Genomic DNA, 20,460 nt, shown 5'->3' with positions numbered 1-20,460 from the left:
CTTCACTTGGAAGCGACACGCAAAACGGGACCAAGATCATGCTGACAGCGATCATCGATTATGAAAGCGGCAACCTGCACTCTGCCGAAAAAGCCTTTCAACGGATGGCCGCAGAGGTGCATGGCGGTGAGGTTGTTGTGACTTCGGATGCGGATGTGGTGGCCAAAGCGGACCGGTTGGTGCTGCCCGGGGATGGCGCGTTTCCGGCTTGCGCGGCAGAGTTGCGCGGCCACAAAGGCATCTACGACGCCATGGTGGAAGCGGTCGAAGGCAAAGGTCGGCCGTTCCTGGGTATTTGTGTCGGCATGCAGCTGATGGCGTCGCGCGGACATGAATATGAGCTGACCCAGGGTCTGGGCTGGATCGAAGGCGATGTTGAGAAGATTGAGCCGAGTGATGCCAGTCTAAAAGTGCCGCACATGGGTTGGAACAATCTGGTGATCGACCACCCGCACGCGCTGCTGGATGGCATCAAAAGCGGCGATCACACCTATTTTGTGCACTCCTACCAGTTCCACGTGACCAAGCCGGAAGAGCGGTTGGCGCATGTGGACTATGGCGGCGACGTGACCGCCATCATCGGGCGTGACACCATGGTGGGCATGCAATTCCATCCGGAAAAGAGCCAGGACATTGGCCTGCGGATGATTGGCAACTTCCTGAAGTGGGCGCCATAAGAGGTGACGTGAGAGGGGCCAGCCCCTCTTGCGCATATACGCAATTCACCCTGGGATATTTTTGGTCAAATGAAGATCAGGCCGCACGCAGGGCTGTAGGCGCGACCCCATGGGCCTTGCGGAAGGCACGGGTGAAGCTTTCCGGACTGGTGTAGGCATAACGGCGGGCCACCGCATCGACACGGTCGCCGCGGGTGATGTCTTGATGCGCCAGAATGAGGCGCCAGCGGCGCAGGTAGCCCATTGGAGTTTCACCCACGGTTTGGGCAAAGAGTTCGGCAAAACGTGACAGGGACAGACCTGCCTCCTGCGCGAGGTCCGCGTTGCTCCAGACACGGCCCGGAAAATCATGCATGGCGACGATCGCGCGGCTGAGGCGCGGGTCAGCCAGCCCGGCCAGCAGGCCCACATCTGTGGTGCCTTGGGAAATCTGATCGCGCAGCAAGCGCACCATCAGCGCCTCACCAAGACGGTTGATCACCGATTGCGCGCCGCAACGGTTGGCCGTGGTTTCCTCCGCCATCAAGCGCACCAAGGCGCGGCTGTCTTCCTCGCCGCTCAGGTCATAGCGGACTTCATCCGGCAGGGCCGCCATCAACGGGTTGGTCAGCCCCATCCAATCCACATGCGCGGCAAAGAGCACCTCACCGGCACAAGAGGTCGTGCAAGTGCCGCGGGCCAGAAACACCACCCGCGCCGGTGTGCCATCCTCGCCCGCTTTGGCAATCAGATTGGCCTCCGCCAGCATGGCGGGATGCACGGTGAGGTGAAACTTTTCAACAAGCGTGGTGAGGCGGTCCATTTGGATTTCCGGATTTTAGGCACGATCAATCGGATTTTTTTGACACAAAAACCGACAATAAGTCCAGAAAGCACAAACAAGAGGACAATCCTATGCTGATCCCCCGTCAAAAAACTCCCAACCTGACCCTGCCACTTGTGGGCGGCGGCACCTTTGATCTGTCCGCTGAAGGGTCTGAGCGCGGCACGGTTGTGTGTTTCTATCGCGGTTTGCACTGCCCGATCTGCGCCACTTACCTGAAAGAGTTGGAAAAGCTGGTTGCGGCCTTTGCTGAGCGTGGCGTGACCTGTGTTGCGGTGAGCAGCGACGGTGAAGAGCGCGCCAAGGACATGGCCGAGAAAATTGGCGCTACTGGCCTGCGGATTGCCTATGATTTGCCGCTGGAAGTGGCCAAGGACTGGGGGCTGTATATCTCCACTTCGCGTGGCAAAACCTCGATTGGCATTGAAGAGCCTGCGCTGTTCAGCGAGCCGGGTCTGTTTATGGTGAGCCCTGAGCAATCCCTGTATTATGGCTCGGTGCAGACCATGCCGTTTGTGCGTCCGCATTTCAGCGAGCTTCTGGGGGCGTTGGATTTTGCGATCAAAAATGACTACCCGGCGCGGGGCGAATACACTGGCGCGGTGTGAACATAGATCTAAACAAAAAAAGGCGCGGGACAATCGCGCCTTTTTGCAATTCTGGATGTGCGCGTTACTTAACGCGGGTCCAGGACCCACCGCTGCGGCAGATGCCCAGCACACAGCCGCTCACCGCCAAGGAATTGCCAGACAGCACCAGCTTGCCTTTGTAGGTTTTGTCACGGTCGGGCGAGTAGACCTTGCCACCGCTATAAGCGCCGCCGCCGTCTGCATTCATGTCCCAGATGATCTTGCGGCCGTTGTTAGGGCTGTTGAGCTCGCTGCCATCCGGATTGAACGATTTGGCCAGCGTGCCGCAAATCTTGCTGCCGCAGGCCGCTACGTTGATCAGCCCGTAGTTGCCATTGTCATCCGGAATCGTCTTCCAGGTGCCATAAATTGGGTCTGCAAAGGCCGCTGTGGCCCCAACAAGCGTCATGGCTGCAGCCATTAGCGTTTTTTTCATCATTTTCCTCCCGAGTATTTGCACAAACTCTGCGACAAGGCTGTGAGTCGCATCAACCCTGACTTTGGGTCAGGGAGTGATGTCTCGCCGCGTTGCAATTTTGACGACACCATGCAAAACCAATCTTAACAGCCGGTTTCGGCGCGACATGATAAGAAGGCCCCTGCCCCATGATCCTCTATCCCGCAATTGATCTGAAAGATGGCAATGCCGTGCGTCTGCTGCATGGTGACATGGACAAGGAAACTGTGTTCAACGAGAACCCCGCCGCGCAGGCCCTGGAGTTTGTCGAAGCGGGTTGTGAATGGTTGCATCTGGTGGATCTGAATGGCGCGTTTGCGGGGATTCCAATCAACGCCACACCGGTTGAAGAAATCCTCAAGCAAACCAACGTGCCAGCTCAATTGGGTGGCGGCATTCGCGATATGGCCACGATTGAGCGCTGGATTGGCAAAGGCCTGTCGCGCGTGATCCTTGGCACCGTGGCGGTGGAAAACCCCGATCTGGTGCGTGAAGCGGCCAAAGAATTTCCAGGCAAAGTGGCTGTGGGCATTGATGCCCGCAACGGCAAAGTGGCGACCAAGGGCTGGGCCGAAGAAACCGATGTGGACGTGATCGACCTAGCAAAGTCGTTTGAGGACGATGGCGTCTGCGCGATCATCTACACCGACATCCTGCGCGATGGCGCCATGAAGGGTCCAAACGTCGAAGCCACTGCGGCGCTGGCTAAAGCTGTGTCGATCCCTGTGATCGCCAGCGGTGGCGTGAGCTCTGTTGAGGATTTGAAAGCGCTGAAGAATTGCGGCGCGGAGCTCAACGGCGCGATTTCTGGTCGGGCGCTGTATGATGGCGCGATTGATCTGAGTGAAGCGTTGAAAGTTCTCAAAGCGTGAGACTGCGGCGCAAGATTGCCTATGCCTTCCTGACACTTGTGCTGGCCGCCTGTGTGTGGCCGGCCTATTTGGTGTGGTGGGCGCAGCGGACCGCCGAAACGCATGGCTGCACATTTGGCATGGCAATGCACACCGACGGCTGTGTGGTGAATGGTGAAAACATCGGCGCACAGCTCAATGCGGCTTATTCCAATGCGGGTTTGGTGATCCTGACCATGCCCGTTGGCTTTGTGATCGTGGTGACCCTGATTGTCATGGTGAGCAAGGACTTACGGCGCAAGCACACGGCGCCTCAGCCAAAGGCGTGACCTTCTGACGCCTTGGAAGTTTGGCTCGCGTATCCCAGCTTGGGTGCGCGAACAAATCAGGAGACGCAGATGTCCGTTTCATTCTTTGATGTCACCGCCACCCCACTTCCGAAAAACAGCAAATTGCATGCCCGTTTTGCGCCGGGCGACTTTTTGGATTGCTACAGTATCGACAGTGACATGCCGCCGCGCCAGGCTGCGGAAATTGTCACCAACTTTCCCGGTTGGGCCCAGATGCTGGCCAATCTGCGCACCGTTTTGGTGAAACCTTTTGGGCTGCGCACTGAGGCACCGACAGATCAGGACTGTGTGGGCATTTTCCCGGTGGAGAGCGAAAGCGACACTGAGGTCATTGCGGGATTTGACGACAGCCACCTGAATTTTCGGGTGTCGGTGCTGTCTGAAGGCGGCAAAGTGTTTGTCGCCACTTGGGTGCATCGCAACAACTTGTTTGGGCGGATGTATCTGGCCACCATCATGCCGTTTCACATCCTGATCGCGCGGGATTCCTTGGTGCGGGTGGCACGGGCGACCTAAACCAAACAGCTGAGCAGATTGCACGTTGCGCCCTGCCACGCTAAGGAGGGGCGCAACGCTTTGAGAAAGCTCCGATATGCTGAAGACCCGTATCATTCCCTGTCTGGATGTCGCTGATGGCCGTGTGGTCAAAGGTGTGAATTTTGTTGGCTTGCGCGATGCAGGTGACCCTGTTGAGGCGGCGCGTGCCTATGATGCCGCTGGCGCAGATGAGATTTGTTTTCTGGACATTCATGCCACCCATGACAACCGCGGCGTGATGATCGATATGGTGCAGCGTACCGCGGAACAGTGTTTTGTGCCCCTCACGGTGGGCGGTGGTGTGCGCACGGTTGCCGATGTGCGCAAACTGTTGCTGGCGGGTGCCGACAAAGTGAGCTTCAACTCTGCTGCCGTGGCCAACCCGGATGTGATTGCCGAAGCCGCCGCTCAATTTGGCAGCCAATGCATCGTCTGTGCAATTGACGCCAAGACCATTGGCCATGATGAAAACGGCGTGCCCAACAAATGGGGCATTTTCACCCATGGTGGGCGCAAAGAAGCTTTGGACAAAGATGGCAATCCCATTGATGCGGTGGAGTTTGCCAAGCTGGTGGTGGCCAAGGGCGCAGGAGAAATCCTGCTGACCTCGATGGATCGCGACGGCACCAAGGCGGGCTTTAACCTGCCGCTGACCAAAGCCATCAGTGACGCGGTGAACGTGCCGGTGATTGCCTCCGGCGGTGTCGGCACCCTCGACCACTTGGTTGAGGGCGTGACCGAAGGTGGCGCAAGTGCGGTGTTGGCAGCGTCGATCTTTCACTTTGGCGAATTTACTGTGCAGGAAGCCAAGCAACACATGCACGACGCCGGCATTCCGATGAGGCTGACATGAGTGTTCTAAACGAGCTTGCCGCTACCATTGCTGAGCGCGCCAAAGCGGACCCGGAAAGCAGCTGGACCGCCAAGCTTCTGGCCAAAGGGCCGGAGAAATGCGCCGAGAAATTTGGCGAGGAAGCCATTGAAGCGGTGATTGAAGCCGTGAAAGGCGACCGCGAGAAGCTGACCTATGAGGCGGCGGACGTGCTTTATCACCTGCTGGTGATGCTGGAAGCGCGCGATGTGGCGCTGGACGATGTGCTGGCGGAGCTGGCGCGGCGTCAAGGCATCAGCGGCGTGGCCGAGAAAGCCGCGCGCCCCAAAGGTTAAGCAAACGCTTGGGCATTTGCGCGGCGACGATTATAGTCGCGCAAAAGTCCAAGGGGCAGCGAGCAGATGATAGCAAGATTACGGGTGGGACTGGCGCTTTTGGCGGCAGTGGTTTTGGTGGCCTGTGGCGCGCCGCAGAAACAAGCGCCAGCAGACATTGCAGGCCTCACGCAAGCGTTGATCTCGCTTGATCCTGTTGTGGACCCAGCTGAGGCGGCGCGGGCTGCGGAGATTGCTTACACTTACTCGCTGGTCTTGCGACAGGACTACAACGTCACTGACAGCGCCCTGATGCACAACGCCAAGGTCAATCAAGGCCTGCGCCCGCGCGGGCTGTGCTGGCACTGGGCGGACGACTTGCAAACCCGCCTGCGCCAAGAAGGGTTTCAAACGCTGGACATGCACCGCGCCATCGCCAACCATGACACCATCCTGATTGAACACAGCACAGTGGTGATGAGCGCCAAGGGCGGCAAAATGCGCGAAGGCATTGTTTTGGACCCATGGCGCTATGGTGGGTATTTGTTCTGGTCGCCGGTACTAGAAGACAGCCGATACAACTGGGAGGAGCGCCATATCGTGCAAGCCGGCCGGAACCGTTAAAAATGCCCCTATTTCTTAACGAAACCACGGCAAGCGGCGTCTGGATTTCAGGTAAATTTAAGACTTGGAACGGCATGACTAGTGGCGAGGAAATAAGACCAAACATGTCATGAACAGCAAACCGCCACTTAGGGTTCTTGCACGGCTACAGGACTACTTCTGGCCGCAACAGGAACAAGACCACAGCTTTGAGGAAACGCGCGCAAAGCTCTTGTGCGGGTTTTCTGGCCTTATTGGCACGGTGGCCGCCTTACATAATGCCCATATCCTGAGCACAGATACGCAGTTTTCACCCACTGTCGCTGCCGCCTCTCTGCTGTGTGTGCTTGCCTATTTCTTTGTGCCTCTCATCTGGCACCGTACACAAAGCAAAGTGCAAGCGACAATGGCACTCATTAGCCTGTATCTGTTTCACACAAATATTCAGATGGCTTTTGACACAAATTACCAATGGCGGCAGGAGATTTTCCTGATCGGGCCACCGGTGCTTGCGCTGTTGCTTGTTGGCAAGAGAGCTGCGTGGGTGGCAACGGCGGTGATCAGTCTAAATTTGATTGTCGCGGCGATCTGGCAGGACCACTTGCCGTTTGGGTCTCTGATTGTGGTGGCGGCGGTGGCCGTGACCCTAATGACGGGGCTGACCCTGTTTCACAACGAAATTGAGCGCAAAGAGCTGCACTTGATTGAACTGCGAGATGAGGCGCAACGTGCGGATCGGGAAAAAAGTGAATTTCTAGCCAAGATGAGTCACGAAATTCGCACACCTCTCAATGGGTTATCCGGCATTCTTCAATTGCTGGATGAGACCGATCTGACCGAGGATCAAAAATCTCTGGTGGCCACCGGACGCAGTTCCGGGCGCAGCTTGATGGTGCTGATCAACGATGTGCTGGATTATTCCAAGATCGCCGCCCATGGGGTCACCATCGAGAGCATTCCGTTTTCCACACGGGAGTTTTTGACCGGCATTTCCGCAGCGCAATCCGGCGCCGCCAAAGCCAAAGGGCTCACTTTGGACATCGAAGTCGCCGCGGACGTGCCGGCATGGATTGCGTCCGATCCAACCCGGCTCAATCAGGTGGTCACCAACCTCGTTGGCAACGCCATCAAGTTTTCGCAGGACGGCACCGTCACCGTCAGCATGTCGGTACAAGAGCAGATGTTGTATGTCGCGATTGCGGACAAAGGCATCGGCCTGACCAACGAAGCCCAGGTACGGGTGTTCAACAAGTTTGAGCAAGCCAGCTCCGCCACCAACCGCCGATACGGTGGTACGGGATTGGGTCTGTCGATCTCCAAAGAGCTGGTTGAGTTGATGGAAGGGCAAATTGGCGTCGACAGCGCGCCGTTCAAAGGCAGCACCTTCTGGTTCACCGTCCCCCTGGTGCCTGCAGAGCCCCCCCCCAAAGACAGCGCCCCCAAAGCCGTTGTGTCCACGGTGCAGAGCTTTGACGGGGTTGACGCCTTGGTGGTGGAAGACAACCGCACCAATCAGATGATTGTCCGCCGCTTTCTGGAAAGCATGGGCGTGAATGTCGATATAGTCGAAGACGGCCGCCCTGCCCTGCAGCACTGTGCCGCCAAACGCTATGACCTGATCCTGATGGACATCCAACTGCTGGATATGGACGGCGTCGAAGCCACAGAAATCTTACGGGCCCATCCCGGCCCGAACCAACACACGCCGATTGTGGCGCTTTCCGCCAATATTTTGCCGGAACAGACCAACGCCTATCTAAAGGCTGGAATGAATGCCTGCCTTGGCAAGCCGTTCCGCAAAGATGAGCTGGCAAAAGTGATGAGCGAATTGGTGAAACTGTCTCAGGCGGACCAGCCAGCGGCCTAAAGCTTGGACGAGATCACACCGGTGTTAAAACCGCCCATGCGCAGCTCGCCAAACAGGCGCTGAAACTCGATCTTGGGACAGCGGTTTTGCACCACGTCGACGCCACGCGCCTCAGCCATCGCTGCCGCCTCCGCATGTTCAACGCCAATTTGCATCCAGATGGTCTGTAGGTTCGGAAACTGCACCAGCGCCTCGTCCACGATTGGCGGCACGGCCTCTGAGCGACGGAAGACATCGACCATATCGACCGGTTCCTTAATGGCGCTCAAACTGGACTGGATGGTTGCACCAAAGAGCTCCTTGCCTGCATGACCGGGGTTTACTGGAATGACCCTGTACCCTTTCAAGGACAGGTACCGCGCCACGTAGTAGCTCGGCCGGACCGGGTTCATCGACACGCCCACCACGGCAATGGTCTTGGTACGCTTTAGGATGTCGCGCAGAAAAACGTCGGTGTCAGTCATGGTCGGCCTCGGTCAGCAAGTGGTGGCCGCACCGTAGCGCAGCCCACAGGGAACAAAAGGCAAAAAAAAGCGCCCAAGGTGAAACTTGGGCGCAGGTTCGGAACGAGGGACAGTGAAGGGAAACACGGAAGCTCCGTAGGCCGTGTCTCTTACATCACTACGTATGTTCGCAGAATTGGATGTAAAGAGCGTGCGAGATTCTCATGAACAAGTGGTTAACAACTTGGGCAGATTTCCGCTCAATCAAAGATATCTTCGATCACATCAAACACATCTTCAAACAGGTCTTTGGCCCATTTGCCGCGTTTCTTCTTGGGCTTTTTCTTTTTCTGGTAAGGCGCGTCGTGCCAAGTTTTCTTGGGATGTGCAGCGCGTTTCTCCGATTTATGAGCATGCTTCCCCTTGGATTTTGGCGTGCGGATCGGATGAGAGAAATGCGCCGGTTCTTTACCCGGCGCCGGCACGGGCATTTGTTTAAGATTGTGCAAAGGGGCGCCGCAGCTGCTGCAGGCGAGCTCGTGGCGGGTGTCCCCAGCGAGCACAAGCGCGGCCCGCGCGCCGCAGTAACAACAGGTGGCGATTTTGGAGGGATGGGGCACCGCGCGCTCCTCTGATGTTGGTTTGCCCGCTTCATCTAGGCATCCGGCGGCCCCTTTGGGAGCCTCCGGCGGGGATATTTGCAGTCAAATGAAGGTTTGGGGCGGATTTTAGCGCGGCAGCGTGGCGTAAAGCGCGACTGCGGCGGCGTTGGACACATTCAGAGAGCCAAAAGCACCGGCGAAATTGATCTTTACCAATTGATCCACGGTCTCTTTGGTTTTCTGACGCAGCCCCGGTCCTTCTGCCCCCAGCACCAGAGCAATGGGCGCGTCGTAACGATCTGCCAAAGCGGTCTCGATGGTGTCCTCTGCTTCGCCATCCATGCCCAACACAATGTAGCCCATGTTTTGTAGCTCAGTGATGGTGTCAGCCAAGTTGCGCAAGCGCAGGTAGGGCTGGCGCTCCAATGCACCGCTGGCGGTTTTGGCCAAGGCGCCGGTTTCCGGCGCGGAGTTGTGTCGGGTGCCAATCACGGCCAAGGCGCCAAAGACCTCGGCGGAGCGCAAGATGGCACCGACATTATGTGGGTCGGTCACCCGGTCCAGCAGGATCAGACGTTGCGGACGGTCATCATCGGCAATCGCCACATCCGAAAGCTTGCCCCAGTTCAGCGGCTTCACTTCCAATGCGGCGCCTTGGTGCACGGATTGCGGATCCAGCGGAGCGTTGAACTTGCGCGGATCGACCACTTCCGGCGTCATACCGGATTCAGCGATGGCGTCTGCCAGTTTATCCGCAGCATTTTTGGTCACGATGAGTCGCAGTTTTTCACGTTTTGGATTCGCCAGAGCGTCGCGCACCGCGTGCAGGCCAAACAACCAGACGGTTTCCGCCGCATCTTTGCGTTTCTGCTGTTCTTTTTGCACGACCCATTTGGGTTTTTTCATCGCTCTGACACCTTCAAAATATAGAGGGTTCACCAATGCGGAAAAGAAGCGGGCTCTGCAAGGTATTTTCTGGTTGACGCCCCCAACAACTGCCAATAAATACCCCCTCACACCGAGGCCAGCGGGCCTCAAGAAAGTGGGCGACAGGCCGCAAGGTGTGGCAGGGGACTGTAACTCCCTCGCGGAGACGCACGCCTGGTTCGATTCCAGGGTCGCCCACCACTTTCTTCCCTTCCGATGATGACAAGGTGCCAAACAGGTCACCAGCTCCCGTCGGATAGCGCCCCAAAACCACATCTTTCCGACCCAAGCCGATGGAAACACACTGTTTCCATGAGATTAAAGGTTAACGGAGATCCATTTATTGAAAACAACCGCTTAACGTGTATAGACCTCTCTGTGATTTTCTTAAAATCATTGTCTCGTGCGTTAGGAGGACCATCGTTCCATGTTACTAACCCTGTTGTTGAGCACATCCGCATTGGCCCTGGGCGCCATGGTTGCCACCCCGCAGAGCGATGATGATGTTGAAGGCCCGGATGGGACGACACCACCGTTGGAACCTACGTCTGATACCGGCACCGGTGGCAGCGACATCCTGCACGGCACCATCGAAGACGAGGTGATGCGGGGATATGGTGGCAACGACCTGATGCAGGCCTTTGCCGGAAACGATCTGCTGTTTGGTGGGGACGGCAATGACGAACTTTACGGCGCCGAGGGCGAGGACACCCTGCGTGGCGGCACCGGTGATGACTGGCTGTTTGGCGAGCAAGGCAACGACTACCTGCTGGGCAAAGATGGCAATGACAGCCTGAGCGGCGGCACCGGCACCGATCTGTTAAAAGGTGGGCGCGGTGACGATGTGCTGGACGGCACCGATGGCGTTGACGATGCCACCGACAGTGACACGCTGGACGCCGGTGATGGCAATGACCTGCTGTATGGCGACAATGGCGATGTGCTGTCCGGTGGGGCGGGCGTGGACAGCTTTGAGGTGATTGTTGATCCCAACGGTGACTCTATGGTGCATATCCGCGACTTTGACCTGACCGCCGTTGACGGCGACGCGGTGGAAACCATCACGCTGCGGGACCAAAACGGCGACCAGATCCCGCTGGAGGACCTCCTCCAGCTCGACGCGCCCATGTTGACCATTGTGGATGCCGAGGATGGCAGTGGGGCTCTGCTGCGCTTCAATGACGTGAATGTGGCTTTGGTGGAAGGCATGAGCGCCAGCGATTTGCAAAGTGACACAAGCAGCTGGTTGGGCAACACGTCTCAACCAGCGCCTGAGCCGATCTTTGGCACCGGCGGTGCGGATGAGTTAACCGGCAACGAAGGTGATGATGCTATCCGCGCCTATGGCGGTGACGACCTTGTAAATGGCAACGGTGGTGACGATCGTGTGTTGGCGGGCAGCGGAGACGACACTGTCTATGGAGGCACAGGCAATGACGTGCTGCGCGGCATGGATGGCAATGACTCGTTAGAGGGTGGTTCTGGAGATGACTACCTGCTGGGCAAGTCTGGCGATGACACGTTGCGGGCCGGGACCGGCACCGATGTGCTCAAAGGTGGGATTGGCAGTGACCTGTTGGATGGCCGCGATGGCGCGGTTTCCAGTGCGGACAGCGACACATTGGAAGGTGGGGATGACAACGACCGTCTGATCGGGGACAACGGCGATGTGCTGACCGGCGGCGCGGGTATCGACGACTTTGAAGTCGTGGTCGACCCGGACGGCGCGGAGGTGGTGCAAATCTCCGATTTTGACCCAACCGAGCAGGACCGTAACGACGCCGAGACAATCACCCTGCTAGATGAAAACGGACAGCTATTGCCGGCCTCCGATTTCAACAATCCGGACACCACAGCCTTGTGCATTCATGATGCTGCCGATGGCAGCGGTGCGATCCTGCAACTTGACGGTGTGGATGTGGCCTTTGTCTCCGGCGTCACCGCCAGTGAGCTGCAAGACAACATCGACAGCTGGCTTGGCAACCTCGTGGGACCTCAGGTTCAGTCGAACCACGGCACGGGCGCTGCTGAAAACCTCGCAGGCACCGACGACGCAGAAGTCATCCGCTCCTATGGTGGTAATGACATCGTGGACGCCGCAGATGGGGACGACCTGGTCTTCGCAGGCAACGGCAATGACGTGGTCGATGGCGGCGATGGCGATGACACGCTACGCGGTGGCAACGGCAACGATCTGCTGGAAGGTGGCGACGGCGATGATTACCTGCTGGGCAAATTTGGCGATGACACGCTAGAAGCCGGTGAAGGCACTGACCTGCTCAAAGGCGGCAGCGGGGACGATCTGCTGAATGGCCAGGACGACGGAGAGGATCCGACAGACAGCGACACGCTGATTGGCGGCGACGGCAACGACCATCTAATCGGCGACAACGGCGATGTTTTGGAAGGCGGCGAAGGCCACGATCACTTTGAGGTGGTGGCCCACGCAGATGCCGGTGGCGTCGTGCATATCCGAGACTTTGAGCCGACAACACAATACGGTCAAAGCAAAGACGTCATCACCTTTGTCGACGTCAATGGCGATCCTTTGCCAGTGGACGTGTTCTCGTCGCCCTTCATCAGGCTGACGGATGATCCGGACGGCAATGGTGTGTTTGTGCAGGTCAATGGCAACTTCGACGTATTCTTGGAGGGTGTGACCGCGCAGCAGCTGGAAGGCCTCAACAACCGTTGGGTTGGAAACTACGCCTCCTGATGAGATGCGCGGCAGGTGGCTCTTGTTGGGATCACCTGTCGGCCTTGATTGCCCGGCCCATGACCCAATCATACAGCTTTGGCGACAGGCGCATCATCACGTCTGACAGCTTGGCGACACGGCCGACAAAGATGTCGGTCTTGCCGCGCTTGAGACCGCGCAGGATGATGTCCGCGGCCTGATCCGCTGTGACCACATCCACCGCATCCTGCGCTGCCCCAGGGCGGGTCAGCCCGTCGGTGTCCGCATCGGGATTGCCGACATTGGTGGCAACAAAGGCCGGCGCCGCGATCACGATTTTCACGCCGTGGGCCGCCTCCTCCACCCGCAGAGAGGCAAAAAAACCGGTCATGGCGTGTTTGGAGGCGGCGTAGCTGGCACGGTGGCGCAAAGGGGCAAAGCCTGCCACCGAAGTGATCGCCAGATGGGTGCCTTTGGAGGCCCGCAACGCGGGCAGGAAGGCTTTGGCCATGGCAGCGGCGGCAAAGTAGTTGATGTCAAAAAGGCGGCGATGGGCCTGCTCCAGCAGGTCTTCAACCGGTGCGATGGCGGTCACCCCTGCCCCGTAGATCACCAAATCGATGCTGTCATGACAGGCGAGAATTTTGGTGCAGCAATCTTTCAACGCGCGGGGATCGGTGACGTCACATTTCATCGGCAGCTGTGTGGCCGTGTGAGGCAGATGCGCGACGTTCAGATCAAGCAGAACCACACGCCAGCCTTCGGCCTGCAACTGCGCCGACAAGGCCGTACCCAAGCCGCCTGCCCCACCAGAAATCACCGCGGTTTTGGGAGGCAAATTTTCTGGGGCCATGTTCATTGGTCCTGCGCCTCCACCCAATGGTCAAAAACTTCGCGGCTGGTTTTCTCCGGCGTGTAGCCAAAGTCGCGTTTGAGCGCCGTGTTGGACAGCACAGGTCGGAACTGCAAAAAGCGCACCTGCTCCGGACCGTATTGGGTGAGACCCAATGGGTGCGCGATGGCGAGCACAGCTTTGAGACCCCAAGCTGGCAATCGCAGGATGGGTTTTTGCAGAATCCCGGCCAGATCCTGCACCCCAAGCGCACCATCGCCCGCCACGTTAAAAATACCCGCCGGACCATCGGTGGCGGCGCGTTTCAGGATGCGGGCCAGATCGCGGGTCCAAATGAAGACAAAGGGGCTCTCACTCCCACTGACCGCCAATAGGCGCGGCCGGTGGAACAAGTCTGTGATCTGGTTGTTGGTCTCGCGTCCCAAGACCGTGCCGACACGCAAGATCACCTGCTCAAGATGCGGCGCGTTGTGGCGGGTGTCGGCCAAGAACTCCTCCACCAGACGCTTGTGATGGGCGTAAGCAAACTCTTCGTTGCCACGGATGGCGTCTGTCTCGATGAGCGGCACCGGGTTGTCGGCATGATAGCCATAGGCGGCGCCGGATGAGGTCACAACCAGACGTTTGGTGCCCGCGGCGAGCGCGGCGTTGACCACGTTTTTGGTGCCGGTCACGTCGACATCATAGGCAAAATCACGACCACTACCGGGCGGCGGAGTCACGATGGACGCCAGGTGCACGATCACATCCGGCTGATGCCGCGCAATGACCCGCAGGGGCGCGTCCGTGGTCACATCCATCGGGCGAAACCGCGCGTTGGCAGGCAAGTCGTCGGGTACCGCCACATCACAGGCAATAACCTCATGCTCTGTGTCTGCCAGTTCCGCCAAGAGGCTGCGCCCCACCATGCCAGCGGCACCGGTGATCAATATGCAAGTCATCGTGCAGCCTTTGTACGGCTCATCAGAGCGGCCAAACCAAGACCAGTGATCGCATGCCAAACGCCCCAGAAGGCCGCGACCACGGCCATGCCACCCAGCCCACCAAAGAACGCGAAGATCAGGATCAGGCCAAGGCCCGAATTCTGGATGCCAGTTTCAATGGTCACGGCGCGGCGGTCGTAGGGGGATAGGCGGGCAAGTGTGGCGAGACCAAAGCCGCCCGCCAAAGCCAGCGCATTGTGCAGCACCACAAGGAATGCCACCGCGCCTGCGAAGAGTTTAAAGTTCTGCCAGTTGTTGGCCAGTGCCAAGACGATGAATGCAAGGAAAATCACCATCGAGAGGGTCTGAAGCGGGCCGTGCAATTTGGCGGCCAGCGTTGGCTTTGCTGCGCGCAGGGTGACACCCAGAATGAGCGGCAACACCAGCATGCAGCCAACCGTAATCGCCACAGAAACCGGATCAATCTTCGTCGCCTGAAGGATGTCCCGCGTGGGCGCATAGAGCCCGCCCCAAAGCGCAATGTTGAGCGGCGTCAACAGGATCGCGCCCACAGTGGCAAAGGCGGTCATCGAGACAGACAGTGCGGCGTTGCCACCGGCACGGTGGGTGATGAAGTTGGAGATATTGCCCCCCGGACAGGCCGCCACCAACATCAGACCCAGCGCAATAGACGGTTGCGGCTGTGTTATCAGCACCAGCAAAAACGTCAGCGCGGGCAGCAGCAGGAACTGGCTGGCCAACCCCGTCAGTAAGGCGCGTGGCGCGTAGAGCAAGCGGCGAAAATCGCTTGGGGTCAGATCAATGGCGATGGAGAACATCACCACCGCCAAAACCGCATTCAGCACGGTCATGGAAGTGGCGCTGAAGTTGAGCGCAACGCTGTCTATGGTGGCAACGTCCATCAGCCCTGCCCTGATTGCAGCGATTTTATCCAGCCGGTGACCGCACCGCGATAGGTTGCTTTATCCACATAGTAGGCCATGCGCGGCAAATCGAGATAGTCCATGCCGCCGGTGGCACGATCAAAGCTCGCCGACTTCTCTGCTTGCAGTTTTTTGGCGGCTTTGGAACCATCGCGCAAACCAGCGATGTAACGGGCCACCATCTCTGCCTGTTCGTGCCGTCCCTGCCAGCCGAGACCCGTGGCCTCCACCATGCCCAGCACAAAGAGATCATCTCGTGCCGGATGGAAAGCGTTGAGGTAGAGATGCGGCGCGTCCCCGCGCCAGTTCAGCAGGGTTTTCTCAATGAAAGGATAGTGCAGTTTGTAGCCGGTGGCGGCGAGGATCATGTCATAATTTGCCGCTGTGCCGTCTTTGAAGGTGACGGTGGTGCCTGCCATATCGGCAATGTCGCCACGAATGGAAATGTCGCCGTGGCCTGCGTGATACAGCACCAACGAGTTCACCACCGGGTGGCTCTCGTAGAGTTTGTAGTCCGGTTTGGGAAAGCCGTATTTTTGCGGATCACCAACAAACCACTTCAGGATCAGACTATCGATCGGCCGCTTGAGCCACATGGGCAGTTTGATCGCACCGCCCATCGTGTCCGCTGGTTTTCCAAAGACGTATTTGGGCACGAAATAATAGCCACGCCGCATGGAAATATCGCAGCTTGCGCCATGGTGGACCGCATCCACGGCGATGTCACACCCGGAGTTGCCCGCGCCCACAATCAGCACACGTTTTCCAGAAAACTGCTCCGGATGACGGTATTGCGACGCGTGGATCATCTCGCCATCAAACTGGCCAGGAAAACGCGGCATGTTGGGCTCACTAAGGGTGCCATTGGCAATCAGCACGCCCGCGTACTCCGCCTCTGTCTGCACACCGTTTTGCCTTGTAACGACGCGCCAGCCATGGCCGCTGTTGCCCAGTGGGACGGCCTGCACCACTTCGGTGTTGAAATGATAGTGGCTGCGCAGATCAAACTGATCTGCAAAATCACGGAAATATTGCGCCATCTCGCGGTGAGACGGGTACTCGGCGACATCCTCTTTCATCGGGAAGTCGGCAAACTCCGTCATCGTCTTGGACGAGATCAGATGCGCGCTTTCATACATTGTGGAGTGTGGGGCTTCGATGTCCCAGAGCCCACCAACATCGCTGTGCAGTTCAAACCCGTCAAAAGCGATGCCCTGTTCTTTCAAAACTTTCGCCATGGCAAGCCCCATGGGACCAGCTCCGATCAGAGCAAATTTTCCGCTGGTGTCCATGATAATCCTCTCCCCCAGAGGATTTTAAATTGAACACTCGTCAAAAATAAGGCAAGCTCTTTTTATGCTGAAGGACATTCCTCAAGAAAAACAAAGACAAAGGGCCCCGTCCAAACGGGCTTTGGAAACCCGCGCGCGCATTATGGACGCCGCAGAGCGGGTGTTTGCCCAAAGCGGATTTGATGCAGCCTCGATTCGAGACATCGCCGCAGAGGCCGACGTGCAAGGCGCTTTGGTGAACCATCACGGCGGCAGCAAAGAAGAGTTGTTTTGGCGGGTGGTGGCGCGGCGGGCTGATGTTTTGGGCGAGGCCCGCATTTTCGCGCTGGAGGCCCGCAAAGCACAAGGGCCTCTGACCGTGCCCGCCATTCTGGACTGTTTCTTCGGGCCGTTTTTTGAGCGAATCGACGTGGGCGGGCCGCAATGGGTGGCCTATGCGCGGATCGTGGCCTTTGTGTCGGCTGATGAGCGTTGGAAAGATCTTGCGGCGATCTGCTTTGACCCAACGGCCACCCGTTTTGTTGAAGAACTGGCAGCGCTCTATCCGGCGCAGGCGCGGGCTGCTGTCGCCAACGGTTTTGTCTATTCGGCGGCGGGCATGTTGGCTTTGATCACCTCGCAATGGCGCATGGATGTGCTGAGTGTCATGCCGTCAAGCGCCGCCAACCATCTTGACGAATTGGTGGCCTTCTGCGCCGCCGGCATCAACGCGGCGGCACAACGGGCGTAGAGTTGGAGTTCGCTTCTTATGGCGTCATCACAGCGGCACGCTCATAAGAAACCGTGTCGGTGCCCAGATCATCATAAAGCAGGGTCACTTCAACGGTTTTGACCGAGCCAAGCGGCTGCGTGATGAAGATCTGCGTGTCTTCGGGAATGGTCATGGCATTTTCAATATCCGCTGGGCATTCCGGAATTGCGAACACCTCCGCCGCACCGCCGTTGATCACATATTGCACTTCATACAAGCCACAGCGCCAGGCCAGCAGATGGGTGAAATACACCAGATCCTGCCCGTCAAATTCGCGCACACCGATCCAGCTGGTTTTGGTCGCCTCCAAGATGGGACGCACCTCGCCTGCGGTGAGAAATTTGCCGGTGGGGGTTTGATCCTCGGCCACACGATCCTCCGCCAGAGCGGTGGTGCCAAAGACGCCAAGACAGAGAGTGGCCAGCTTAAAGAGTTGCATAAGCGAACGCCTTTCTATGATTTCTTCAAAAAGTGTAATGCCCGCTTTTTCCACGGGCCTATGCCACGTATAGTCGGCGCAAGCATCGTGCAGGGCAATAGAAGAATGACAAGTAAAGCGCTGAAATCGCAGGTATTCAACATTGTAGTGGTAGGGCAAAACGGCCGTTTGCAGTACGAGGCGGCACTGTTCGCCGCATCGCTGCGCGCCAAGTCGCCTCAGTTTTCCGGCAAGCTCTATGTCGCAGAACCCGCGCCTGGGCCGCGCTGGGAGAAAGACCCGCGCATTGGCAATCCGGAAGTGCGCGCCTTGCTGGAAGATCTCGGCGCGGAAATTTTGCCATTCGACACGCCGGTGTTTGGTGAGCCGTATGCTTACGGCAACAAAATCGAACTGCTCTCCGCCCTTCCCGCTGGCGAACCCTTTGTGTTTTTCGATACTGACACGCTCATTTTGGATGAGGTGAGCACGGTGCCGTTTGACTTTGACCGCCCCTCTGCCTCGCTGCGCGTGGAAGGCACCTGGCCAATCCCACCTTTATATGGCCCGCAATACACTGGTATCTGGAAAGCGCTGTATGACCGGTTTGGGCTTGATTTCGAAAGCTCGCTCGATTTGAGCCAGCCAGATGAGTACTGGCGGCGGTATCTGTATTTCAACGCGGGCTTTTTCTATTACCGCTGCCCAAAAGTGTTTGGGGAGCTGTTCCTTGAGTACGCCCGCAGTGTGAGCGACAATCCACCGGATGAGTTGGCCTGTCAGGCGATGTATCCTTGGCTCGACCAGATAGTCTTGCCACTGGTGATCCACGGGCTTGGCGGCGGGCGTGATGCTTTGCCACCGGGTTATTTGGACGGATCAGTCACCTGCCATTACCGCCTGATGCCGCTGCTTTATGCGCGCGAAAGTGACGCGGTGGTGCAGGTGCTTGAAGAGGTGGCAGCACCCAACAAGATCAAAAAAGTGCTGAAACAATATGACCCGTTCAAGCGCATGATCTATCAGAACCGTGGCCACAAGGCCCGGGCGCTGTTTGATCAAAATCACCTGCCCCGCAAGGAGCAGGCTATTCGCAATATGCTGAAGAAAAACGGCTATTGGCTGCGCTAGAGACGGACGCCTATTCGGGGCGCTGCCCCAGGGCCATCCGGGATGGCCCTCCCCCGGGATATTTTGGGTCAAATGAAGCTGGGCGAAAAATGTCCCGCTCCAAGGTCGTTTTTCGCACCATTCTCCGCAGCAACACACCTCCTTCAGAAAATTGATCTTCGCAAGCGCTGTGACGCCAACTTCTGTTGCGTGTTGCCTTTGGTCTGCCTAACACTTGGCGCGAGATTTTTTAGGGAGAACAACGATGTCTGAAGCGACATACGGTTTTGACACATTGCAAATTCACGCCGGCGCGCGGCCGGATCCGGCCACTGGCGCGCGGCAGACGCCGATTTACCAATCCACCGCCTATGTGTTCCGAGATGCCGAGCACGCTGCTGCGCTCTTCAACCTGCAAGAAGTGGGCTACATCTACTCCCGCCTGACCAACCCAACCGTGGCCGTGTTGCAGGAACGCATCGCGACATTGGAAGGCGGCGTGGGCGCGGTGTGCTGTTCGTCTGGACATGCAGCGCAGATCATGGCGCTGTTCCCGCTGATGCAGCCGGGCTGCAACGTGGTGGCTTCCTCCCGCCTATACGGCGGCACCATCACCCAGTTCAGCCAGACCATCAAACGCTTTGGCTGGTCCGCGACTTTTGTCGACACCGATGATCTGGATGCGGTAGCGGCGGCGATTGACGAAAACACCCGCGCGGTGTTCTGCGAGTCCATCGCCAACCCGGGCGGCTATATCAGTGACATCGAAGCGCTGGCAAAAGTGGCAGACAACGCCGGTGTGCCACTGATCGTGGACAACACCTCGGCAACTCCATACCTGTGCAATCCCATTGCCTTAGGCGCCTCTTTGGTTGTGCACTCCACCACCAAATATCTGACCGGCAATGGCACCGTGACCGGCGGCTGCGTCGTGGACAGCGGCAAGTTTGATTGGTCCGCCTCTGACAAATTTCCGTCGCTGAGCCAGCCGGAACCAGCCTACCACGGGTTGCGTTTTCATGAGACCTTTGGCCCGCTGGCCTTCACCTTTCACGGTATCGCGATTGGCCTACGTGATCTGGGTATGACCATGAACCCGCAGGCAGCGCATTATACGCTGATGGGCATCGAAACGCTGTCTTTGCGCATGGAGCGCCATGTCGAGAACGCCAAAACCGTCGCCGGTTGGCTCGAAGGCCATGAAAATGTGGACTATGTGACCTACGCGGGTTTGCCGTCCTCGCCATACCATGATCGCGTGGAACGGATTTGCCCCAAAGGCGCCGGTGGTCTGTTCACGGTTGCGCTCAAAGGCGGCTATGACGCCTGCGTGAAGTTTGTCGACAGCCTGGAAATTTTCTCCCACGTCGCCAACCTTGGCGACACCCGCAGTCTGGTGATCCATTCGGCCTCCACCACCCACCGTCAGCTGACACCAGAGCAGCAGGAAGCGGCAGGCGCGGGTCCAAATGTGGTGCGGATTTCGATTGGCACCGAGACCAGCGCCGACCTGATGGCCGATCTGGATCAGGCGCTGAAGAAAGCCCACAGCTAAGCTTAAGGGTTAACTTTGTATCGAC

General features: G+C 57.9%; 23 protein-coding genes and 1 tRNA gene. 14 read left to right on the top strand and 10 right to left on the bottom strand.

The window, feature by feature from the left end:
• Nucleotides 1-38 precede the first annotated feature (38 nt).
• The gene (gene hisH / locus Q0955_RS02965) at nucleotides 39-677 is read left to right on the top strand and encodes an imidazole glycerol phosphate synthase subunit HisH (protein ID WP_299419682.1); all 639 of its coding nucleotides are present in this window, start codon (nucleotides 39-41) and stop codon (nucleotides 675-677) included.
• Nucleotides 678-753: 76 nt separating this feature from the next.
• Here the strand turns inward: hisH and Q0955_RS02960 are convergent, their stop codons facing one another.
• On the bottom strand, nucleotides 754-1,479 hold the full coding sequence (locus Q0955_RS02960; protein ID WP_299419679.1) for an AraC family transcriptional regulator: 726 nt from the start codon (nucleotides 1,477-1,479) through the stop codon (nucleotides 754-756).
• A gap of 92 nt (nucleotides 1,480-1,571) precedes the next feature.
• On the opposite strand from Q0955_RS02960, the gene Q0955_RS02955 reads away from it, so the two are divergent.
• Complete coding sequence (locus Q0955_RS02955) at nucleotides 1,572-2,108, top strand: peroxiredoxin-like family protein (RefSeq protein WP_299419676.1); 537 nt, start codon at nucleotides 1,572-1,574, stop codon at nucleotides 2,106-2,108.
• Between the two features lie 64 nt (nucleotides 2,109-2,172).
• Here the strand turns inward: Q0955_RS02955 and Q0955_RS02950 are convergent, their stop codons facing one another.
• On the bottom strand, nucleotides 2,173-2,565 hold the full coding sequence (locus Q0955_RS02950) for a DUF2147 domain-containing protein (protein WP_299419673.1): 393 nt from the start codon (nucleotides 2,563-2,565) through the stop codon (nucleotides 2,173-2,175).
• Nucleotides 2,566-2,735: 170 nt separating this feature from the next.
• Here Q0955_RS02950 and hisA point away from each other — a divergent pair, with 170 nt between their 5' ends.
• From hisA to Q0955_RS02915, 7 genes are all read left to right on the top strand, one after another.
• The gene (hisA, locus tag Q0955_RS02945) at nucleotides 2,736-3,458 is read left to right on the top strand and encodes a 1-(5-phosphoribosyl)-5-[(5-phosphoribosylamino)methylideneamino]imidazole-4-carboxamide isomerase (RefSeq protein ID WP_299419671.1); all 723 of its coding nucleotides are present in this window, start codon (nucleotides 2,736-2,738) and stop codon (nucleotides 3,456-3,458) included.
• A complete protein-coding gene (locus tag Q0955_RS02940) occupies nucleotides 3,455-3,766 on the top strand; it encodes a hypothetical protein (protein ID WP_299419668.1) in 312 nt (103 codons plus the stop codon). The genes hisA and Q0955_RS02940 overlap by 4 nt, the downstream gene beginning before the upstream one ends.
• A 69-nt stretch (nucleotides 3,767-3,835) precedes the next feature.
• Complete coding sequence (locus Q0955_RS02935; RefSeq protein WP_299419665.1) at nucleotides 3,836-4,303, top strand: DUF2867 domain-containing protein; 468 nt, start codon at nucleotides 3,836-3,838, stop codon at nucleotides 4,301-4,303.
• Nucleotides 4,304-4,379: 76 nt separating this feature from the next.
• Nucleotides 4,380-5,177 carry an imidazole glycerol phosphate synthase subunit HisF gene (gene hisF / locus Q0955_RS02930; RefSeq protein WP_299419663.1) on the top strand — a complete coding sequence of 266 codons (798 nt, stop codon included), beginning with the start codon at nucleotides 4,380-4,382 and terminating at the stop codon, nucleotides 5,175-5,177.
• Complete coding sequence (locus Q0955_RS02925; protein ID WP_299419660.1) at nucleotides 5,174-5,491, top strand: phosphoribosyl-ATP diphosphatase; 318 nt, start codon at nucleotides 5,174-5,176, stop codon at nucleotides 5,489-5,491. Before hisF ends, Q0955_RS02925 begins: the two co-directional genes overlap by 4 nt.
• A 66-nt stretch (nucleotides 5,492-5,557) precedes the next feature.
• Complete coding sequence (locus Q0955_RS02920; protein WP_299419659.1) at nucleotides 5,558-6,094, top strand: hypothetical protein; 537 nt, start codon at nucleotides 5,558-5,560, stop codon at nucleotides 6,092-6,094.
• Nucleotides 6,095-6,203: 109 nt separating this feature from the next.
• On the top strand, nucleotides 6,204-7,940 hold the full coding sequence (locus Q0955_RS02915; RefSeq protein WP_299419656.1) for an ATP-binding protein: 1,737 nt from the start codon (nucleotides 6,204-6,206) through the stop codon (nucleotides 7,938-7,940).
• Here Q0955_RS02915 and Q0955_RS02910 read toward each other — a convergent pair.
• The 3 genes from Q0955_RS02910 to rlmB all read right to left on the bottom strand — a co-directional run bounded on the left by Q0955_RS02910 (nucleotide 7,937) and on the right by rlmB (nucleotide 9,891).
• Nucleotides 7,937-8,404: a CoA-binding protein gene (locus Q0955_RS02910; protein WP_299419654.1), complete on the bottom strand. Its 468-nt coding sequence runs from the start codon at nucleotides 8,402-8,404 to the stop codon at nucleotides 7,937-7,939. The two genes, Q0955_RS02915 and Q0955_RS02910, sit on opposite strands and share 4 nt — an antisense overlap.
• A gap of 239 nt (nucleotides 8,405-8,643) precedes the next feature.
• Nucleotides 8,644-8,874, bottom strand: coding sequence for a hypothetical protein (locus tag Q0955_RS02905; protein WP_299419652.1), 231 nt, complete (start codon nucleotides 8,872-8,874; stop codon nucleotides 8,644-8,646).
• A 237-nt stretch (nucleotides 8,875-9,111) separates the two neighbouring features.
• Nucleotides 9,112-9,891, bottom strand: coding sequence for a 23S rRNA (guanosine(2251)-2'-O)-methyltransferase RlmB (rlmB, locus tag Q0955_RS02900; protein ID WP_299419649.1), 780 nt, complete (start codon nucleotides 9,889-9,891; stop codon nucleotides 9,112-9,114).
• A gap of 138 nt (nucleotides 9,892-10,029) precedes the next feature.
• Between rlmB and Q0955_RS02895 the strand changes: the two genes are divergently transcribed.
• Nucleotides 10,030-10,113, top strand: a tRNA-Tyr gene (locus Q0955_RS02895).
• 226 nt (nucleotides 10,114-10,339) lie between these two features.
• Nucleotides 10,340-12,628: a calcium-binding protein gene (locus tag Q0955_RS02890; protein ID WP_299419647.1), complete on the top strand. Its 2,289-nt coding sequence runs from the start codon at nucleotides 10,340-10,342 to the stop codon at nucleotides 12,626-12,628.
• 31 nt (nucleotides 12,629-12,659) lie between these two features.
• On the opposite strand, the gene Q0955_RS02885 is transcribed toward Q0955_RS02890, so the two are convergent.
• The 4 genes from Q0955_RS02885 to Q0955_RS02870 are packed head-to-tail and all read right to left on the bottom strand — an operon-like array spanning nucleotide 12,660 to nucleotide 16,601.
• Nucleotides 12,660-13,442 (bottom strand): SDR family NAD(P)-dependent oxidoreductase, encoded by a 783-nt coding sequence (locus tag Q0955_RS02885; RefSeq protein ID WP_299419645.1) that lies wholly within the window; start codon nucleotides 13,440-13,442, stop codon nucleotides 12,660-12,662.
• Nucleotides 13,443-13,444: 2 nt separating this feature from the next.
• Nucleotides 13,445-14,383 (bottom strand): SDR family oxidoreductase, encoded by a 939-nt coding sequence (locus tag Q0955_RS02880; protein ID WP_299419643.1) that lies wholly within the window; start codon nucleotides 14,381-14,383, stop codon nucleotides 13,445-13,447.
• Nucleotides 14,380-15,288, bottom strand: a complete 909-nt coding sequence (locus tag Q0955_RS02875; protein ID WP_299419641.1) for a bile acid:sodium symporter family protein — start codon at nucleotides 15,286-15,288, stop codon at nucleotides 14,380-14,382. The genes Q0955_RS02880 and Q0955_RS02875 overlap by 4 nt, the downstream gene beginning before the upstream one ends.
• Complete coding sequence (locus Q0955_RS02870) at nucleotides 15,288-16,601, bottom strand: NAD(P)-binding domain-containing protein (RefSeq protein ID WP_299419639.1); 1,314 nt, start codon at nucleotides 16,599-16,601, stop codon at nucleotides 15,288-15,290. Before Q0955_RS02870 ends, Q0955_RS02875 begins: the two co-directional genes overlap by 1 nt.
• A gap of 64 nt (nucleotides 16,602-16,665) precedes the next feature.
• On the opposite strand from Q0955_RS02870, the gene Q0955_RS02865 reads away from it, so the two are divergent.
• A complete protein-coding gene (locus tag Q0955_RS02865; RefSeq protein ID WP_299419636.1) occupies nucleotides 16,666-17,331 on the top strand; it encodes a TetR/AcrR family transcriptional regulator in 666 nt (221 codons plus the stop codon).
• A 16-nt stretch (nucleotides 17,332-17,347) separates the two neighbouring features.
• Here the strand turns inward: Q0955_RS02865 and Q0955_RS02860 are convergent, their stop codons facing one another.
• Nucleotides 17,348-17,791 (bottom strand): hypothetical protein, encoded by a 444-nt coding sequence (locus Q0955_RS02860; RefSeq protein WP_299419633.1) that lies wholly within the window; start codon nucleotides 17,789-17,791, stop codon nucleotides 17,348-17,350.
• A gap of 105 nt (nucleotides 17,792-17,896) precedes the next feature.
• Between Q0955_RS02860 and Q0955_RS02855 the strand changes: the two genes are divergently transcribed.
• Nucleotides 17,897-18,901: a hypothetical protein gene (locus tag Q0955_RS02855; RefSeq protein ID WP_299419631.1), complete on the top strand. Its 1,005-nt coding sequence runs from the start codon at nucleotides 17,897-17,899 to the stop codon at nucleotides 18,899-18,901.
• A 244-nt stretch (nucleotides 18,902-19,145) separates the two neighbouring features.
• Entirely contained in the window at nucleotides 19,146-20,435 is a 1,290-nt protein-coding gene (locus tag Q0955_RS02850; RefSeq protein WP_299419628.1) for an O-acetylhomoserine aminocarboxypropyltransferase/cysteine synthase family protein, read from the top strand.
• The last annotated feature ends 25 nt before the right edge of the window (nucleotides 20,436-20,460 follow it).

The sequence above is a fragment of the uncultured Shimia sp. genome (assembly GCF_947493595.1).
Classification (GTDB): Bacteria; Pseudomonadota; Alphaproteobacteria; order Rhodobacterales; family Rhodobacteraceae; genus Shimia.
Note: the sequence above shows the minus strand (reverse complement) of the source record. Positions and strands in the feature narration are given on the sequence as shown.

What these genes read in the sequence shown, in the direction of transcription:
- Q0955_RS02935 (WP_299419665.1), top strand. Translation starts at nt 3,836, where the DNA reads ATGTCCGTTTCATTCTTTGATGTCACCGCCACCCCACTTCCGAAAAAC.
- hisF (WP_299419663.1), top strand. Translation starts at nt 4,380, where the DNA reads ATGCTGAAGACCCGTATCATTCCCTGTCTGGATGTCGCTGATGGCCGT.
- Q0955_RS02850 (WP_299419628.1), top strand. Translation starts at nt 19,146, where the DNA reads ATGTCTGAAGCGACATACGGTTTTGACACATTGCAAATTCACGCCGGC.
- Q0955_RS02860 (WP_299419633.1), bottom strand. Translation starts at nt 17,791, where the DNA reads ATGCAACTCTTTAAGCTGGCCACTCTCTGTCTTGGCGTCTTTGGCACC.
- Q0955_RS02880 (WP_299419643.1), bottom strand. Translation starts at nt 14,383, where the DNA reads ATGACTTGCATATTGATCACCGGTGCCGCTGGCATGGTGGGGCGCAGC.
- Q0955_RS02960 (WP_299419679.1), bottom strand. Translation starts at nt 1,479, where the DNA reads ATGGACCGCCTCACCACGCTTGTTGAAAAGTTTCACCTCACCGTGCAT.
- Q0955_RS02915 (WP_299419656.1), top strand. Translation starts at nt 6,204, where the DNA reads ATGAACAGCAAACCGCCACTTAGGGTTCTTGCACGGCTACAGGACTAC.
- hisA (WP_299419671.1), top strand. Translation starts at nt 2,736, where the DNA reads ATGATCCTCTATCCCGCAATTGATCTGAAAGATGGCAATGCCGTGCGT.
- Q0955_RS02855 (WP_299419631.1), top strand. Translation starts at nt 17,897, where the DNA reads ATGACAAGTAAAGCGCTGAAATCGCAGGTATTCAACATTGTAGTGGTA.
- Q0955_RS02875 (WP_299419641.1), bottom strand. Translation starts at nt 15,288, where the DNA reads ATGGACGTTGCCACCATAGACAGCGTTGCGCTCAACTTCAGCGCCACT.
- Q0955_RS02905 (WP_299419652.1), bottom strand. Translation starts at nt 8,874, where the DNA reads ATGCCCGTGCCGGCGCCGGGTAAAGAACCGGCGCATTTCTCTCATCCG.
- Q0955_RS02910 (WP_299419654.1), bottom strand. Translation starts at nt 8,404, where the DNA reads ATGACTGACACCGACGTTTTTCTGCGCGACATCCTAAAGCGTACCAAG.
- Q0955_RS02870 (WP_299419639.1), bottom strand. Translation starts at nt 16,601, where the DNA reads ATGGACACCAGCGGAAAATTTGCTCTGATCGGAGCTGGTCCCATGGGG.
- Q0955_RS02885 (WP_299419645.1), bottom strand. Translation starts at nt 13,442, where the DNA reads ATGGCCCCAGAAAATTTGCCTCCCAAAACCGCGGTGATTTCTGGTGGG.
- rlmB (WP_299419649.1), bottom strand. Translation starts at nt 9,891, where the DNA reads ATGAAAAAACCCAAATGGGTCGTGCAAAAAGAACAGCAGAAACGCAAA.
- Q0955_RS02920 (WP_299419659.1), top strand. Translation starts at nt 5,558, where the DNA reads ATGATAGCAAGATTACGGGTGGGACTGGCGCTTTTGGCGGCAGTGGTT.
- Q0955_RS02950 (WP_299419673.1), bottom strand. Translation starts at nt 2,565, where the DNA reads ATGAAAAAAACGCTAATGGCTGCAGCCATGACGCTTGTTGGGGCCACA.
- Q0955_RS02890 (WP_299419647.1), top strand. Translation starts at nt 10,340, where the DNA reads ATGTTACTAACCCTGTTGTTGAGCACATCCGCATTGGCCCTGGGCGCC.
- Q0955_RS02865 (WP_299419636.1), top strand. Translation starts at nt 16,666, where the DNA reads ATGCTGAAGGACATTCCTCAAGAAAAACAAAGACAAAGGGCCCCGTCC.
- Q0955_RS02955 (WP_299419676.1), top strand. Translation starts at nt 1,572, where the DNA reads ATGCTGATCCCCCGTCAAAAAACTCCCAACCTGACCCTGCCACTTGTG.
- hisH (WP_299419682.1), top strand. Translation starts at nt 39, where the DNA reads ATGCTGACAGCGATCATCGATTATGAAAGCGGCAACCTGCACTCTGCC.
- Q0955_RS02925 (WP_299419660.1), top strand. Translation starts at nt 5,174, where the DNA reads ATGAGTGTTCTAAACGAGCTTGCCGCTACCATTGCTGAGCGCGCCAAA.